The organism is Rhizobium vallis (genome assembly GCF_003985155.1).
Lineage (GTDB): Bacteria > Pseudomonadota > Alphaproteobacteria > Rhizobiales > Rhizobiaceae > Rhizobium > Rhizobium vallis.
Genome location: NZ_ML133691.1, coordinates 259346 through 274867 on the forward strand (window position 1 = coordinate 259346; position 15522 = coordinate 274867).

Consider the following 15522-nt stretch of genomic DNA (forward strand, 5'->3'; position numbering starts at 1 on the left):
CCTCAAAAGGGTAATGGTTGAGAACGGGCTAGCGGGAGAAATAACAAACTATATTTATAGACAATGAAGACATTTGTTTTCGTGATTCCGCCGCTGACGCGATCCCAAGGACGAGTGAGCGATGGGAGCTAAGGTCTGCGAAGCTTCAGGGAGAATGCGGTGATATACGATGTTATCGTGGTCGGTTCCGGTTTTTCGGCGATAGCCGTGACCTGCAATCTCATCGAGCAGCTTCCCGCTTCGGCGAAGATTGCCGTCGTCGGTGACGATCCCGGCTTCGGCCGCGGGACGGCATATCGGACGGAACTCTATCTCCACCGCCTGAATGTGCCGGCGGGCCGCATGAGCCTGTTGCCGCATCATCCCGACGACTTCGTCAACTGGCTGAAAAGCCATGGACGCCCACTGCAGGCCGGCGATTTCGCCTCGCGTAGCGATTACGGCCTCTATATCAGGGATACGCTTGCGCGGCTGCTTCGAAGGCGCGACGGTCGCTGCCGGGTGGATTTCATCAGAGCCAAGGCGACGGGATGCGTGGAGCGTTACAACAGCACGCTGGCCTTCCAGCTCGGCAATGGCGACGAGATCGCCGGAAAGAACGTGGTGCTCTGTCTCGGTGTCGGCAACGCCAAGCTCCCGGTCGATCCGGCTGGCGCTCCTCTATCACTGAGGTCGCGGATCATCGAGAACCCTTGGCGGTTCTCCTGGCTGCGGCGCGTCGCATTGTCCGATGCCGTCTGCATCCTCGGCTCCGGCCTGACGATGATCGATCAGGTTCTGGCTCTTCGCGCGCACGGCCATAATGGCAGGATCGACGTGCTTTCGCGCCGCGGGCTCGCGCCGCTCGGCCATGTGGGGAAGCCGCCGGCGCCGCTGCCGATCGACGTTGAGGCGCTTCCCGGAACGATCAGCAGCATATTGAAGAGCTTGCGGGAGAGGGGCAGGGCGGTCGACGACTGGCGAAGTGTGATGGATGGCCTGAGGCCCCTCACGCAGGCTCTCTGGCAGCGGCTTTCCAGCGAGGAGCGGGCACGCTTCCTCAGGCATGCGCTTCCCTGGTGGAACATCCACCGTCATCGGGTCGCGCCCGAGGTGTTCGACAGGTTCGACAAACTGGTCTCGGAAGGAACCGTTCGTTTCCATGCCGGCTTCCTGAAATCGCTTAGAGCCGAGGAGGACAGGCTCCTTGCCGGATACAGGATCAGAGGGACGCAAGACATCGCCGAGATCCGGGCGGACTGGCTCGTCAACTGCACGGGGATGGAGCGTGCCGGGATCAGCCATTCCCCGCTTTTGAAGGAAATGAGCCGGTTTCAACTGATCGCCGCTGATCCCCTCGGTCTCGGGATCCAGGTGGACGCTGCTTCAGAGGTGATGGCCCCATCGCGGATTTCGCCTGCCCGGCTGTTTACCGTGGGCGCCTTGACGGCGGGACAGTTCTGGGAGATCACGGCCGTTCCCGATATTCGGTTGCAGGCGAAGGCTGTGGTCGAAGAGATCGTTGCGAAACGCACGATTGCCGAGGCACAGGCTGACAATTCCTGATCGTTCCCGGGCTGTTGAATTGCCGGTCGCCGGCAGCTACAGTATCTGGTACGCCATAATACGATTTCCCGAATTCGACTGCCGCGGCGACGTTCGTTCGCGTTTAGCCGGTCTAACATTGAGGTGCAGAATGAGCGGTGCTCTGAAGGACGCAACAATCAGGGTCGAGCGTCCTGCAAAGACATTGCGGGAATTGGCGCTCGACAAGGTCCGCGAAGCCATCGTCAACGGATATTTCCGTCCCGGTGACCGCCTCGTCGAACGCGACCTCTGCGCCCAGCTTGGCGTCAGCCGAACCGTCGTGCGCGAGGTATTGCGGCATCTGGAATCGGAAGGGCTCGTCGCCAATCTGCCGAACAAGGGGCCGATCGTTGCCCAGCTCGACATCGACGAAGCCAAACAGATCTATGAGATCCGCGGCGCGCTCGAGGGCATGGCGGCGCGGCTGTGTGCGGAGCGCAGCAGTCCCGAGATTGTTGCTGCGCTGGAAGAATCCCTGACCGGGATACGCAACAGCTATCGCGACAATGACATGGCGGCTGTGCTCGCGAACACCTCTTCCTTCTACCAAACGCTGTTTACCATGGTCGACAGGCATGTTGCCTGGGGTGTCGTCAACCTTCTCACCGTGCGCATAAACCACTTGCGCTCGATGACGATCAAGACGGAGCGACGCAGCATTGAAGGGCCGGCGCAGATGGCGAAGATCGTCGACGCCATCCGCCGCGGCGACGGCGAGGGGGCTTACCAGGCGGCGATGGACCATGTCGCCGCCGCCTGCGCGATTGCCGAAGCGGTGCTGTCGGCCAAGAAATCCGCCGAGTAAGACCGGGCGACCGCCGCAGCTTCCATTGGAAGCGGGCGACGCATTCGTGCCATCGATCGCCCATCATCATGCCAATCACGATTCTGGGGAGTCGGCACTGCCGGCTTGACACGCAACTTTGCGTGATGTGATGGTATGCCATAATAAATAATATCTAAGGTGACATTGCTGAGTCTGGACCATCCTGCCTTTCGGGTTTGTTGCGCGCCTGTCGGTCGCGCATTCGCGGGGCTTTGTCAGCTGACAACAGTGGACAAAAATGAAGAGGTTATTCCGGGCGGCTAACCGTTTTTCGTGGCCGGCTTGGAAATTTTCGCTCTTGAGCAGATAACGCGGCGGTCAATGTGGAATGCCAGCTGATTATTAAAGTGTTGTTTTATAACGGTATTTTTAAGATTTTCCCTTGGGTCGCATAGCGAACTTGACACTCTTATACTATGGTATACCATAATACCTAATAACGGGATTGAGGTATTCAGATGGCCATCCAAATTCGCAAGACGGGACTGCAGATCGAAACGACGCTGATCGAGGGCGGCAAGGCTGCAGCCGTGCCGTTGAAGCTGTTTTCGGCCTTCGCGGTTGTGAACAACCCCTGGGCGGGGCGCGGCTTCGTCGAAGACCTCAAGCCGGAAATCCATGCTGCGGCTCCCGTGCTCGGTGAATTGCTGACCAGGATGATCATCGACGCGGTCGGTTCCGGCGAGGCTGTCGAAGGCTATGGAAAGGCGGCCGTCGTCGGCCTGAACGGTGAGATCGAGCACGCATCCGCACTCATCCACACGCTGCGCTTCGGCAATTTTTACCGCCAGGCTGTCGGCGCCAAGTCGTATCTCGCCTTCTGCAATACGCGCGGCCCTGCCAACGCGCCGATCATGATCCCGCTGATGGACAAGAACGATGAAGGCCGCCGCTCCCACTACCTGACCATCCAGACGTCGATCCCCGACGCGCCTGCTGCCGATGAGATTGTCGTGGCGCTCGGCGCTTCGGTGGGCGGGCGTCCTCATCATCGCATCGGCGACCGCTATCAGGATCTCAAGGATCTGGGGCAGGACGTCGCCAATCCGGCGGGCGTTTGAAGGGGTGGGCTCTGACATGCAGGCAGCCGGATCGATCTCAGGCACCGCTGCAGTGAAGGACGCCGGTGCCTTTCCTCGCAAGAGGACGGCAGGCGGGACGGCTTATCATGAGGCCGGGAGCGGCGAGTCGCTGGTCCTGATCCATGGTGTCGGCATGCGGCTCGAAGCCTGGGCGCCGCAAATCGCATCCCTGTCCGGCGGATATCGCGTCATCGCCGTGGACATGCCGGGGCACGGCGAGAGCGCAAAGCTGCAGGTCGGCAGCCGCCTCGAGGAATTTGTCGCCTGGTTCGGCCGCTTTCTCGATGAGATGGAAATCGGCACGGTGAATGTCGCCGGGCATTCCATGGGCGCACTGGTGTCGGGAGGGGCGGCTGCGACCTTCGGTCAACGCATCAAGCGCGTTGCTTACCTCAATGGCGTCTATCGCCGTGACCCGGAAGCCAAGGCTGCCGTCCTCGAGCGGGCCGCGGCCATTCCGGTGACGGGCGTGGATAAGGAAGGTCCGCTGGCGCGCTGGTTCGGCGATGATCCGGAGAGCAATGCTGCTCGTGAGCTGACACGGAAATGGCTCAACCTCGTCGACCCCCAGGGTTATGCTGTCGCCTACGCCGCCTTTGCGGGTGGAGACGAGACCTATGCCGACGGCTGGAAAGACGTGGCTGGTCCGGCCTTGTTTCTGACGGGGTCCGACGATCCGAACTCGACGCCCTTGATGGCGACGCAAATGGCAGAGCTTGCGCCCCGGGGTTATGCCCGCATCGTCGAAGGTCATCGCCATATGGTGAACCTGACCGCGCCTGATATCGTCAATTCGCTGCTCGCCGAGTGGCTGTCGTTCGGGGAGGATGAACGATGACAATCCAGACTGTCGATCCAAGAGCATTGCGCGATGCATTCGGGGCTTTTCCCACAGGCGTGACTGTCGTCACCGCCTGCGACGGGGAGGGAAATCCGATCGGCTTCACGGCGAACTCCTTCACCTCGGTCTCGCTCAATCCGCCGTTGCTGCTCGTCTGCCTTGCCAAGACCTCGCGAAATTTCGCCACCATGACCGGCGCGCAGCATTTTGCGATCAACGTGCTGTCGGAAACGCAGAAGGATGTGTCGAATACCTTTGCGCGTCCTGTCGAGGACCGGTTTGCGGCGGTCGAGTGGGCCAAGGGAACGGCAGGCTGCCCGATTTTCTCGAACGTGGCGGCATGGTTCGAATGCGCCATGGAAGAGGTCATCGAGGCCGGCGACCACGTCATCCTGATCGGGAGCATCGAATCCTTCGACAATAGCGGCCGCAACGGTCTCGGCTATGCCCGTGGCGGCTACTTCACCCCGACGCTCGCCAGCAAGGCGGTCTCCGCGGCAGCCGAAGGCAATCTGGAACTTGCCGCCGTCGTCGAACGACGCGGAGAGGTTCTGCTGCTCGGCGATGACGTTCTGTTTCTCCCAAGCATTGACGCCCATGACGGCAACCCGACGGAGATGCTGGAAAAATACCTGGAGACATCAACCGGGCTGAAGGTCAGCATCGGCTTTCTCTATTCGGTTTACGAGGGCAAGAGCGACGGTAAGCAGCACATCGTCTACCACGCTGTCGCAGGTGATGGGGAGCCCGCGAGCGGCAGGTTCCTGAAGGCCGATGCCATATCCGGTGCGCAGTTCAAGACCAGCTCGACCGCCGATATCGTCAATCGCTTCGCGATGGAAAGCTCGATCGGCAATTTCGGCGTCTATTTCGGTGACGAGACCGGCGGCAAAGTTCATCCCATTCCAGCCAAGGGCGCAAAAGCATGAAGTTCTCCCTCTTCGTCCATATGGAACGGCTCGACGCCAGCCAGAGCCACAAGAGCCTTTACGAGGAATTCGTCGCGCTCTGCGAGATCGCCGACAAGGGCGGCATGCATGCGATCTGGACGGGCGAACATCATGGCATGGATTTCACCATCGCGCCCAACCCGTTCGTCACCATTGCCGATCTGGCGCGGCGCACATCGCGGGCAAGGCTCGGGACGGGAACGGTAATCGCGCCCTTCTGGCATCCGATCAAGCTTGCCGGCGAGGCTGCCATGACCGACATCATCTGCGATGGAAGGCTCGACATCGGCATTGCGCGCGGCGCCTATTCCTTCGAATACGAGCGCCTGCTCCCGGGTCTCGATGCATGGGGTGCCGGTCAGCGCATGCGGGAACTCATCCCGGCAATCAAAGGAATCTGGAACGGCGACTACGCCCATGACGGGGAATTCTTCAAGTTCCCCGCGACCACCTCGGCGCCGAAGCCGCTGCAGCAGCCGAACCCGCCCATCTGGGTTGCGGCGCGCGATCCGAATTCGCACGAATTTGCCGTCGCCAACGGCTGCAACGTCCAGGTTACGCCGCTCTGGCAGGGTGATGACGAGGTCCAGTCGCTGATGGACCGCTTCAACGATGCCTGCGCCAAAAATCCTGACGTCGAGCGGCCGAAGATCATGCTGCTGCGCCACACCTATGTCGGTTCGTCGGAAGAAGACGTCGCCCAGGCCGCGCACGAACTCAGCGTTTACTACAACTATTTCTTCGCCTGGTTCAAAAATGAGAAGCCGGTCAACCAAGGCCTGATCGAGCGGATTCCGGACGACCAGATCAGGTCGAACGCCATGCTTTCGGATCACGTCATGCGCACCAACAATGTCGTTGGAGACGCGCGAACCGTCATTGACCGGCTCAAAGCCTATGAAGCGCTCGGTTATGACGAATATTCCTTCTGGATCGACACCGGCATGAGTTTCGAGCGCAAGAAAGCGTCGCTCGAACGCTTCATCGCCGAGGTCATGCCGGCATTTCAGGAGTAAGGCCATGCGGCGTTTCCAGCACTATATCGACGGTGAATTTTCGGATGGCGAGGCCCGTTATCCCAGCATCGATCCGGCCACCGGCGCGGTCTGGGCGGAGATGCCGGAAGCGCGCGAGGATGATGTCGACCGGGCGGTGAATGCCGCTGACAGGGCGCTCTACGAAGGCCCCTGGTCGAAAATGACGGCCACGCAGCGAGGCAAGCTGCTTTACAAGCTCGCCGATCTGGTTGCCGCCAACGCGCAGGTTCTCGCTGAACTGGAGACGCGCGACACCGGCAAGATCATCCGTGAAACATCGGCGCAAATCGCCTATGTCGCCGACTACTATCGCTACTATGCCGGCATATCAGACAAGATCGAAGGCTCCTACCTGCCGATCGACAAGCCTGACATGGATGTCTGGCTTCGCCGCGAGCCGATCGGCGTCGTCGCCATGGTCGTGCCGTGGAACAGCCAGCTCTTCCTGTCGGCGGTGAAGATCGGTCCGGCGCTGGCCGCCGGCTGCACCATGGTGGTGAAGGCCTCGGAAGATGGGCCGGCGCCGCTTCTCGAATTTGCGCGTCTCGTGCACGAGGCTGGCTTTCCCGCAGGCGTCGTCAACATCATCACCGGTTTCGGCGCTTCCTGCGGCGCCGCGCTCGGCCGTCATCCGAAGGTTGCGCACGTCGCCTTCACCGGCGGTCCTGAAACGGCCCGGCACGTCGTTCGCAACTCGGCCGAAAACCTCGCCTCCACCTCGCTTGAACTCGGCGGCAAGTCGCCCTTCATCGTCTTTGCCGATGCGGACCTCGAAAGTGCTGCCAACGCCCAGGTCGCCGGCATCTTCGCCGCGACGGGACAGAGCTGCGTTGCCGGGTCGCGCTTGATCGTCGAACGCAGCGTCAAGGACAGGTTCGTCGCCCTGCTGCGACAGAAGGCTGAGGCGATCCGGATCGGCGCACCGCTCGACATGGCGACGGAGGTCGGCCCGCTTGCCACCAAGCGCCAGCAAGACAATATCGGCGCGCTCGTCGCCAGGTCGATCGAAAGCGGCGCCCGTCTCGTCACCGGCGGCAGCAAGATTGACGGCGAAGGCTTTTATTTCCCGCCGACGATCCTCGACTGCGACGATGTCGCCTCGCCCTCGCTGATCGAGGAATTCTTCGGGCCGGTCCTCTCAGTCGTGTCCTTCGAGACCGAGGCCGAGGCGCTTAGGCTTGCCAACGATACTCGCTATGGCCTGGCCGCCGGAGTCTTCACGCAGAATCTGACCCGGGCACACCGGCTGATGAAGGGGATCCGCGCCGGGATCGTCTGGGTCAACACCTACCGCGCCGTATCGCCGATCGCGCCGTTCGGCGGTTTCGGCCTGTCCGGTCACGGTAGGGAAGGGGGCATGGCAGCGGCCCTCGACTATACCCGCACCAAGACGATTTGGCTCCGGACATCGGACGATCCGATCCCCGATCCCTTCGTGATGAGATAGCGGCGATGTTTTACGAAATCCGCACCTATCGGCTGAAGAACGGCACGATCCCGCAATACCTCAAGGTCGTCGAGGAAGAGGGGATCGAGATCCAGAAGAGCCATCTCGGCACGCTCGTCGGCTACTTCTTCTCGGAGATCGGCACGATCAACGAGATCGTCCACATCTGGGCCTTTGCGAGCCTGGACGACCGGGAGGCAAGACGCCGGACGCTTCTGGCCGATCCCCGTTGGCAGGCCTTCCTGCCCAAGATCCGCGATCTGATCGAAGTGGCGGAGAACAAGATTATGAAGCCAGCAAGCTTTTCGCCCGGGAGCGAGGCGCACTGACGGCATAAGGCATACCCGTAGGACAAACCAGAACAAGGAAAAGGGAACATGAAAACAACATTTGCTTTCGCGGCGATCGCCGCATTCGTGGCGGCGTCCGCACCCGCACACGCCGACAACATGGTCTTCTCGAGCTGGGGAGGAACGACCCAGGACGCGCAGAAGGCTGCATGGGCAAGCCCGTTCACGGAAAAGACCGGTGTCACCGTCGTTCAGGACGGACCGACCGACTACGGCAAGCTCAAGGCGATGGTCGAGGCCGGTGAGGTCACCTGGGACGTCGTCGACGTTGAAGGCGACTACGCTGCCCAGGCCGGCAAAAACGGCCAGCTCGAGAAACTCGACTTCTCGATCATCGATAAATCCAAGCTCGATCCGCGCTTCGTCACCGACTATTCAGTCGGCAGCTTCTATTATTCCTTTGTGATCGGCTGCAATGCCGATGCCGTCAGCGCTTGCCCGAAGACATGGGCTGACCTGTTCGACACGGCGAAATTTCCCGGCAAGCGCACATTCTACAAGTGGTCGGCTCCCGGCGTGATCGAAGCGGCGCTGCTGGCCGACGGCGTGCCTGCCGACAAGCTTTATCCGCTCGATCTCGACCGCGCCTTCAAGAAGCTCGATACGATCAAATCCGACATCATCTGGTGGTCGGGCGGCGCACAGTCGCAGCAGCTCTTGGCATCCGCCGAAGCTCCCTTCGGCAGTGTCTGGAACGGCCGCATGACGGCGCTTGCAGCGACCGGCATCAAGGTTGAGACCTCCTGGGAACAGAATATCACCGCAGCTGATGCGCTCGTCGTGCCGAAGGGTTCGCCGAACGCTGAGGCTGCGATGAAGTTCATTGCTCTGGCGACCTCGGCTGAACCGCAGGCGGCCCTCGCAAAAGCCACCGGCTATGCGCCGATCAACCTCGACTCCGCCAAGCTGATGGACCCGGCGACCGCCAAGACGCTGCCGGACCAGCAGACGGCAAGCCAGGTGAATGCCGATATGAACTATTGGGCTGAGAATCGCGATGCCATCGGCGAGAAGTGGTACGCCTGGCAGGCGAAATAAGCTGAAACCTGAGATGAATGGGCACGGCGAAGGTCGCCGTGCCCTCCGCGGCGCCGCTGCCAATTGCTTCTATCCCGGCGCCCCGCGGAAATTGACGGGTGGGAAGGACTGTCATGTCGACGTATAGCGATGCCTCCGGCATCATTGCGCCCTTACCGAAGGTGCGGAGGGCAACAGGTTTCGGCGCGGTCGCTCCGGCTCTTGCCTTCGTGGGCATCTTTTTCATCGTGCCGGTGGCGATACTTCTGTTGCGGAGCGTGCTGGAACCGGTGCCGGGCCTCGGCAATTATGCGCAGCTTATCGGGTCGGCGACCTATCTCAAGATTTTCGCCAACACCTTCATCGTCTCCGGCCTCGTCACGGTGATTTCGCTGCTGATCGGTTTTCCCGTTGCCTGGGCGCTGGCAATCATGCCCGGACGGCTGACCTCGGTGATCTTTGCGATCCTGCTCCTGTCGATGTGGACCAACCTCTTGGCCCGCACCTATGCCTGGATGGTGCTTCTGCAGCGAACGGGGCTCATCAACAAGATGCTGATGGGAATGGGGCTGATCGACAAACCGCTCGCGCTCGTCAACAACCTGACCGGGGTGACGATCGGCATGACCTATATCATGCTGCCTTTCATCATCCTGCCGCTCTACGGCGTCATCAAGAAGATCGACCCGTCGATCCTGCAGGCGGCGGCCCTTTGCGGCGCCAACCGGTGGCAGTGTCTGACGCGCGTTCTGCTGCCGCTGGCAACACCCGGCATGGCGGCCGGCGCCCTCATGGTCTTCGTCATGTCGCTCGGCTATTTCGTCACGCCCTCGCTTCTCGGCGGCACCGCCAACATGATGCTCGCAGAGCTGATCGCGCAATTCGTGCAGTCGCTGGTCAATTGGGGAATGGGCGGTGCTGCGGCGCTGGTTCTCCTGGTGGTGACCCTGTCGCTTTATGCCGTGCAGCTGCGTTTCCTAGGCAACCAGAACCCGGGAGGACGTTGACATGTTGCTCAATTTCGACCGCCTCGGCTGGTGGAAATACATGCTTCTGGCGATAACGCTTCTGACCGCAGCCTTCCTGCTGCTGCCGATCCTCTTCATCGCGGCCCTGTCATTCGGCTCCTCGCAATGGCTGATCTTTCCGCCGCCGGGCTGGACGTTTCAATGGTATGGTGAGCTCTTCGCCGATCCGCGCTGGCTGGAATCGGCTTTGACGAGTTTCAAGATCGCGGTCATTGTGACGGTTCTGTCGGTGCTGCTCGGGCTCGTGACGTCCTTCGGGCTGGTGCGCGGTTCGTTCATCTTCCGCGATGCGCTGAAAGCGCTGTTCCTCACGCCGATGATCCTTCCGGTCGTCGTTCTCGCGGTTGCCCTCTACGCCTTCTTTCTCAGGATCGGTCTTGGCGGAACGCTGACCGGCTTTGTCGTTTCGCACCTGGTCCTCGCGTTGCCTTTCTCGATCCTGTCCATATCGAGCGCGCTGGAGGGCTTCGACAAGTCGATCGAGGATGCGGCGGTGCTCTGCGGCGCCTCTCCCCTGGAAGCGAAGATCAGGGTCACGCTTCCCGCAATCAGTCATGGGCTGTTTTCGGCCGCCATCTTCTCTTTCCTGACATCATGGGACGAGGTGGTGGTGGCGATCTTCATGTCCAGCCCGACCCTGCAGACGCTGCCGGTGAAGGTATGGGCGACGCTCCGGCAGGACCTGACGCCCGTCGTGGCTGCGGCGTCGACCCTTCTCATCCTTTTGACGATCATCCTGATGGCACTTGTTGCCGTCGTGCGTAAGGTACTGAAACAATGAACGAACCATTCCTTCAGATCCGTGGCATACGCAAGGAATACGGCCCCGTCGTCGCCGTGCACGATGTCACGCTCGACGTCCGCCGCGGTGAGTTCCTCACCTTTCTCGGGCCGTCCGGATCCGGCAAGAGCACGACGCTCTACATCCTGGCGGGATTTGACAATCCGACGAAGGGCGACATTACGCTGGAGGGCAAGACCCTGCTCGCCACACCGTCGCATAAGCGCAATATCGGCATGGTGTTCCAGCGCTACACCCTGTTTCCGCATCTGACGGTGGGTGAAAACATCGCCTTTCCGCTGAAGGTCAGGCGCAAGTCCAAGGCTGAGATCGACAGCAAGGTGAAGGAGATGCTGCGCCTCGTCCGCCTCGAAGGCTTCGAGGATCGCAAACCTGCGCAAATGTCGGGCGGCCAGCAGCAGCGCGTCGCGCTTGCCAGGGCTCTTGCCTACGATCCGCCCGTGCTACTGATGGACGAGCCGCTGTCGGCACTCGACAAGAAGCTGCGTGAGGAAATCCAGCATGAGATCCGCCGCATCCACCAGCAGACCGAAGTGACGATCCTCTACGTCACGCACGATCAGGAAGAGGCGTTGCGTCTTTCCGACCGCATCGCCGTCTTTTCGAAGGGCATCATCGACCAGATCGGAACCGGCCCGGAACTCTACGCCAATCCCAAGACCCGCTTCGTCGCAGAATTCATCGGCGACAGTGACTTCATTTCCTGTGACCTGCTGTCGTCGTCCGATGGGCAGGCCACGATTTCGCTTGGCGGCGGGAGCGTGTTCAACCGCATCCCGGTGCATGGAAAAGGCACCTCCGGCACAAAGGCAGCGCTAATGCTGCGGCCGGAACGCATTCGGCTGTCGCGCGCTCAGGCTGATGGAACCGGTCTTGCCGCGACCGTCAGCGACATCACCTTCCTCGGCAACAATATCCACGTCGCGACCGAAACGGCGGCGGGTGAAGCGCTCGCAGTTCGCCTGCCGTTCGGTCATGAGGCGATCACCGGGCTCAGCCGAGGTGACAGGGTGCGTCTGGATTTCGATCCCGGTGCCGCTCACGTGTTCTGCTGAAAGTTGCCCTATGAAGCTCGTTGACCCCTCGCTGTTCCGTCAGGCATGCCCGGTCGCCGATCGCTGGATCGAAGCGGAAGGCCGGCAGGCGACGATGATCCGCAACCCGGCGACGGGCGAGACGCTGGGTGCGGTCCCTGATCTCGGTGCCGCGGAGACGCAGCAGGCCATCAGAGCCGCCGTCATCGCCCAGAAGCTTTGGGCAAAGAAGACCGCCGGCGAGCGCGCGTTCGTGCTCAAGGCGTGGCACCGCCTGATGATCGAAAACCGCGACGACCTGGCGATGATCCTGACACTGGAGCAGGGAAAACCCCTGGCCGAGGCCAAGGGCGAGATCACCTATGGCGCAAGCTTCATCGAATGGTTCGCCGAGGAAGCGAGACGCATCAATGGCGAGACCATCCCGGGACATCAGCCGGACAAACGCATCCTCGTGCTTCGCCAGCCCGCAGGCGTGGTGGCCGCGATCACGCCCTGGAATTTTCCGAATGCGATGATCACCCGCAAGGTCGGACCGGCACTGGCCGCCGGCTGTTCCGTCGTTCTGAAGCCCGCGCCGCAGACGCCGTTTTCGGCTATCGCGCTTGCGGTTCTTGCGCAGCGCGCCGGTCTGCCGCCGGGTCTGCTCAGCATCGTGACCGGTGACGCAGCCGCCATCGGCGGGGTGTTGACTGCAAGCCGCGACATTAGGGTCCTGACCTTTACCGGCTCCACCCGGACGGGCGAACTGCTTTATCGCCAATGCGCGCCGACGATCAAAAAGCTCGGCCTCGAACTTGGCGGCAACGCACCCTTCATCGTGTTCGACGATGCCGATCTCGATGCCGCAGTCGAAGGCGCGATCATCGCCAAGTTCCGCAACAACGGCCAGACCTGCGTCTGTGCCAACCGGCTTTACGTCCAGGACGGCGTCTACGAAGCATTCGCCGCCAAGCTTGCGGCGGCCGTTGCGGCATTGAAGGTCGGCAACGGCTTGGAGCGCGACGTCGTGCTCGGCCCGCTCATCGACGACAATGCTGTCGCCAAGGTCGAAAGCCATATCCGCGATGCTGTTGCAAAGGGTGCCGGGGTCGTTTCAGGGGGTAAACGCCACCCGCTTGGCGGCCTGTTCTTTGAACCGACGATCCTGCGCGACGTCGATGCCGGCATGCAGGTCGCTCGCGAAGAGACCTTCGGGCCTCTCGCGCCGCTCTTTCGTTTCCGCGACGAGCGGGATGTGATCGAGCAGGCAAACGACACCGACTTCGGGCTGGCCTCCTATTTTTACGCGCGTGATCTGTCGCGGGTATTCCGCGTCGCCGAAGCGCTCGAGTATGGGATGGTCGGCGTCAATACCGGTCTCATCTCCACGGCCGAGGCGCCGTTCGGGGGCGTCAAGATGTCGGGGCTTGGCCGCGAAGGATCGAGGCACGGGTTGGACGAATATACCGAACTCAAATATGTATGCATGGGCGGCATTGCCTGAACTGGTCGATGCTTGCGTTTCGCCGCAAGGAAAGACCGAATGCATCTCGTCAGCATTGCCATGTATGCCACATCTCAGCCGCTCGCGGATGCGACGGCTGAACTCTGGTCGTTCCTCAGGTGCAGCCTCTCGCAGGCCGGTCTCGAGGACTTGCCCGAGAGGCTCGACCGGAGCATTCCCTACGACGAAGCCTGGCTGCGGCCGGATCTTCTCCTCTCGCAGACATGCGGCTATCCCTATGTGAAGGACCTGCGCGGCAAGGTCCGCCTGGTGGCGACGCCGGTTTATGGCTATCCCGGCTGCGACGGGCCGCTGATGTGCAGCTTCGTCATCGTCCGCAAGGATTCCGCTTTTCAGTCGCTGGAGGATCTGCGCGGCACGACCGCTGCGATCAACAGCCCTGACAGCAATTCCGGCAGCAATTTCTTTCGCGCCGCCGTCGCGCCGCTTGCCCGCAATGGCAGCTTTTTCGGACGGATCATTCAAACCGGCAGCCATGGCGGCAGCATTGCTGCTGTGGTCGAGGGCAGGGCAGACAGCGCGGCGATCGATTGCGTCACCTATGCCAATATTCTCCGCTTCGATCCCGACCTTCTCCAGGATATCCGCGTCATTGCCGAGACGCCGAGAGGTCCGGGTCTGCCGTTCATCACCTCTGGCGACGCATCGGAAGAGAGAATTCGTCTCCTGAGGAGCGCACTTCATGCCGCCATCAGGGAGCCATCGCTGGCCGCCACGCGCGCCACTCTGGGTCTCGTCGATTTTGCGGTGCTTTCCGAAGCCGATTACGAGCCGCTTCTCTCCTTGGCCGGCGATGCATTGCCGCCATTGAGCGCTGGCGCGGATTAGCGCCTTTGCGTCCCGATCGGTTTTGAGCCGTGCTCCCGTGAATTTTCCTCATTCCGGCTGTATCCCCGTTTCAGCTTGTCGTGCAACAGCTTACCGGCAGCCTCACTGGCTTCGACAGCCGTGTCGAACAGGTCGATCTTCAGCTGCCCTTTCGTTCCGATCCGTCCCCAGCAACGCATGAGCGAACTGCCGCCGAAAAGGGTGGGTTCGATCGTCAGCAGATAGAAGCGCGCCATATTCTGCGCGGGGTTTATACGAAAAAGCAATGTCGGATGGGTCGCTTGGGTCATGCCCAAGAATCCTATGCGAGTGCTGCCCGCGTCCAATGAATATGCTGAATCGATCGAGCGACGGCGATTCCATCGCGTGATGTTTCACGGTTGGCCGTTCGGGCTCAATTCCGCTCAGATGACGGCCCGCGCTTCTATCTCTCTTTCCACGGATTGATAATTTCGAGGTCGATGCCCGTGAAATCGGAGACGTTGCGTGTCGCGAGCGAAGCCCCACGCGAAATCGCGATGGCGGCGATCTGGGCATCGAACTGGCTGATCGGCCGACCCGCTCTGCGGCGGTCGCTGGCGATCGTGGCATAGACATTTGAGGCGTCACGATCAAACGGCAAAACGCGCCCGCCGATATCCTCGCTGAAGATCGGGAGGATTGCCGCCTCGAGATCACGCCGGCGGCGTCCCTCGGGGAGGAGACGCAGTCCATAGAGGATCTCGGCCTCGGTGACTGCTGTCGTAAAAATTGACGGAGGATGCTGCGCAGCGAGCCAATTGACCACTGATGTATTCGGGACAGGTGTCAGCAGCTCCGAAATGACGTTGGTATCGAGAACGATCACGCCGCGAAGTCCGGTGGTTCGCGGATCGGCTCACGCGGCGGGATATCAAGTTCAACGCCGCCAACCGAGAGCAGACGCGCTCGGATGGCGTCCGCGAGATTGCGCGCCGGCGGTTCGCTGGTCGCAAGGGCCGCACGCAGGATATCCCGCGCTTCATCCTCCATGGAGCGGCCATGCGTTGCGGCCCTCATGCGCAGCCGCTGCTTCAGCCCGTCATCGAGATTGCGGATCGTCATGCTTGCCATCTCTATCTCCATTCATCAATGATTGCATATTAATCAATGATTGCAGATTTTCAAGATTGGCATGATCGATGGCGGCATAGGAACATCGCAAAACCGCACCAAACCATGACGCCAG

The 15522-nt window shown here is 61.2% G+C and carries 17 protein-coding genes; 14 read left to right on the forward strand and 3 right to left on the reverse strand.

The genetic code is table 11. The features are described 5' to 3' along the window. Window positions 1–159 precede the first annotated feature (159 nt). From EFQ99_RS19130 to EFQ99_RS19195, 14 genes are all read left to right on the forward strand, one after another. A complete protein-coding gene (locus tag EFQ99_RS19130; RefSeq protein WP_126922597.1) occupies window positions 160–1545 on the forward strand; it encodes an FAD/NAD(P)-binding protein in 1386 nt (461 codons plus the stop codon). A gap of 130 nt (window positions 1546–1675) precedes the next feature. Continuing rightward, entirely contained in the window at window positions 1676–2371 is a 696-nt protein-coding gene (locus EFQ99_RS19135) for a GntR family transcriptional regulator (RefSeq protein WP_126922599.1), read from the forward strand. Between the two features lie 479 nt (window positions 2372–2850). Then, window positions 2851–3453 carry an amino acid synthesis family protein gene (locus tag EFQ99_RS19140; protein ID WP_126922601.1) on the forward strand — a complete coding sequence of 201 codons (603 nt, stop codon included), beginning with the start codon at window positions 2851–2853 and terminating at the stop codon, window positions 3451–3453. Window positions 3454–3469: 16 nt separating this feature from the next. Continuing rightward, window positions 3470–4312 carry an alpha/beta fold hydrolase gene (locus EFQ99_RS19145; protein ID WP_126922603.1) on the forward strand — a complete coding sequence of 281 codons (843 nt, stop codon included), beginning with the start codon at window positions 3470–3472 and terminating at the stop codon, window positions 4310–4312. Further along, complete coding sequence (locus EFQ99_RS19150) at window positions 4309–5244, forward strand: flavin reductase family protein (RefSeq protein ID WP_126922604.1); 936 nt, start codon at window positions 4309–4311, stop codon at window positions 5242–5244. The genes EFQ99_RS19145 and EFQ99_RS19150 overlap by 4 nt, the downstream gene beginning before the upstream one ends. Continuing rightward, window positions 5241–6281, forward strand: coding sequence for an LLM class flavin-dependent oxidoreductase (locus tag EFQ99_RS19155; RefSeq protein ID WP_126922606.1), 1041 nt, complete (start codon window positions 5241–5243; stop codon window positions 6279–6281). Before EFQ99_RS19150 ends, EFQ99_RS19155 begins: the two co-directional genes overlap by 4 nt. Window positions 6282–6285: 4 nt before the next feature. Beyond that, window positions 6286–7749, forward strand: a complete 1464-nt coding sequence (locus EFQ99_RS19160; RefSeq protein ID WP_126922608.1) for an aldehyde dehydrogenase — start codon at window positions 6286–6288, stop codon at window positions 7747–7749. A gap of 5 nt (window positions 7750–7754) precedes the next feature. Continuing rightward, a complete protein-coding gene (locus tag EFQ99_RS19165) occupies window positions 7755–8078 on the forward strand; it encodes an NIPSNAP family protein (protein WP_126922610.1) in 324 nt (107 codons plus the stop codon). Window positions 8079–8126: 48 nt separating this feature from the next. Next, the gene (locus EFQ99_RS19170) at window positions 8127–9137 is read left to right on the forward strand and encodes an ABC transporter substrate-binding protein (protein ID WP_126922612.1); all 1011 of its coding nucleotides are present in this window, start codon (window positions 8127–8129) and stop codon (window positions 9135–9137) included. Between the two features lie 113 nt (window positions 9138–9250). Then, complete coding sequence (locus EFQ99_RS19175; protein ID WP_126922614.1) at window positions 9251–10123, forward strand: ABC transporter permease; 873 nt, start codon at window positions 9251–9253, stop codon at window positions 10121–10123. A 1-nt stretch (window position 10124) separates the two neighbouring features. Continuing rightward, window positions 10125–10925, forward strand: a complete 801-nt coding sequence (locus EFQ99_RS19180) for an ABC transporter permease (protein ID WP_126922616.1) — start codon at window positions 10125–10127, stop codon at window positions 10923–10925. Next, window positions 10922–12001, forward strand: coding sequence for an ABC transporter ATP-binding protein (locus EFQ99_RS19185; protein WP_126922617.1), 1080 nt, complete (start codon window positions 10922–10924; stop codon window positions 11999–12001). Before EFQ99_RS19180 ends, EFQ99_RS19185 begins: the two co-directional genes overlap by 4 nt. Before the next feature lie 10 nt (window positions 12002–12011). Beyond that, complete coding sequence (locus EFQ99_RS19190; protein ID WP_126922619.1) at window positions 12012–13466, forward strand: NAD-dependent succinate-semialdehyde dehydrogenase; 1455 nt, start codon at window positions 12012–12014, stop codon at window positions 13464–13466. A gap of 39 nt (window positions 13467–13505) precedes the next feature. Next, complete coding sequence (locus tag EFQ99_RS19195) at window positions 13506–14315, forward strand: phosphate/phosphite/phosphonate ABC transporter substrate-binding protein (RefSeq protein ID WP_126922621.1); 810 nt, start codon at window positions 13506–13508, stop codon at window positions 14313–14315. On the opposite strand, the gene EFQ99_RS19200 is transcribed toward EFQ99_RS19195, so the two are convergent. The 3 genes from EFQ99_RS19200 to EFQ99_RS19210 all read right to left on the reverse strand — a co-directional run bounded on the left by EFQ99_RS19200 (window position 14312) and on the right by EFQ99_RS19210 (window position 15407). Further along, window positions 14312–14605, reverse strand: coding sequence for a WGR domain-containing protein (locus EFQ99_RS19200; RefSeq protein ID WP_126922623.1), 294 nt, complete (start codon window positions 14603–14605; stop codon window positions 14312–14314). The two genes, EFQ99_RS19195 and EFQ99_RS19200, sit on opposite strands and share 4 nt — an antisense overlap. A 134-nt stretch (window positions 14606–14739) precedes the next feature. Further along, on the reverse strand, window positions 14740–15162 hold the full coding sequence (locus tag EFQ99_RS19205; protein WP_126922625.1) for a type II toxin-antitoxin system VapC family toxin: 423 nt from the start codon (window positions 15160–15162) through the stop codon (window positions 14740–14742). After that, entirely contained in the window at window positions 15159–15407 is a 249-nt protein-coding gene (locus EFQ99_RS19210; RefSeq protein WP_126922627.1) for a FitA-like ribbon-helix-helix domain-containing protein, read from the reverse strand. Before EFQ99_RS19210 ends, EFQ99_RS19205 begins: the two co-directional genes overlap by 4 nt. Window positions 15408–15522: the final 115 nt, after the last annotated feature.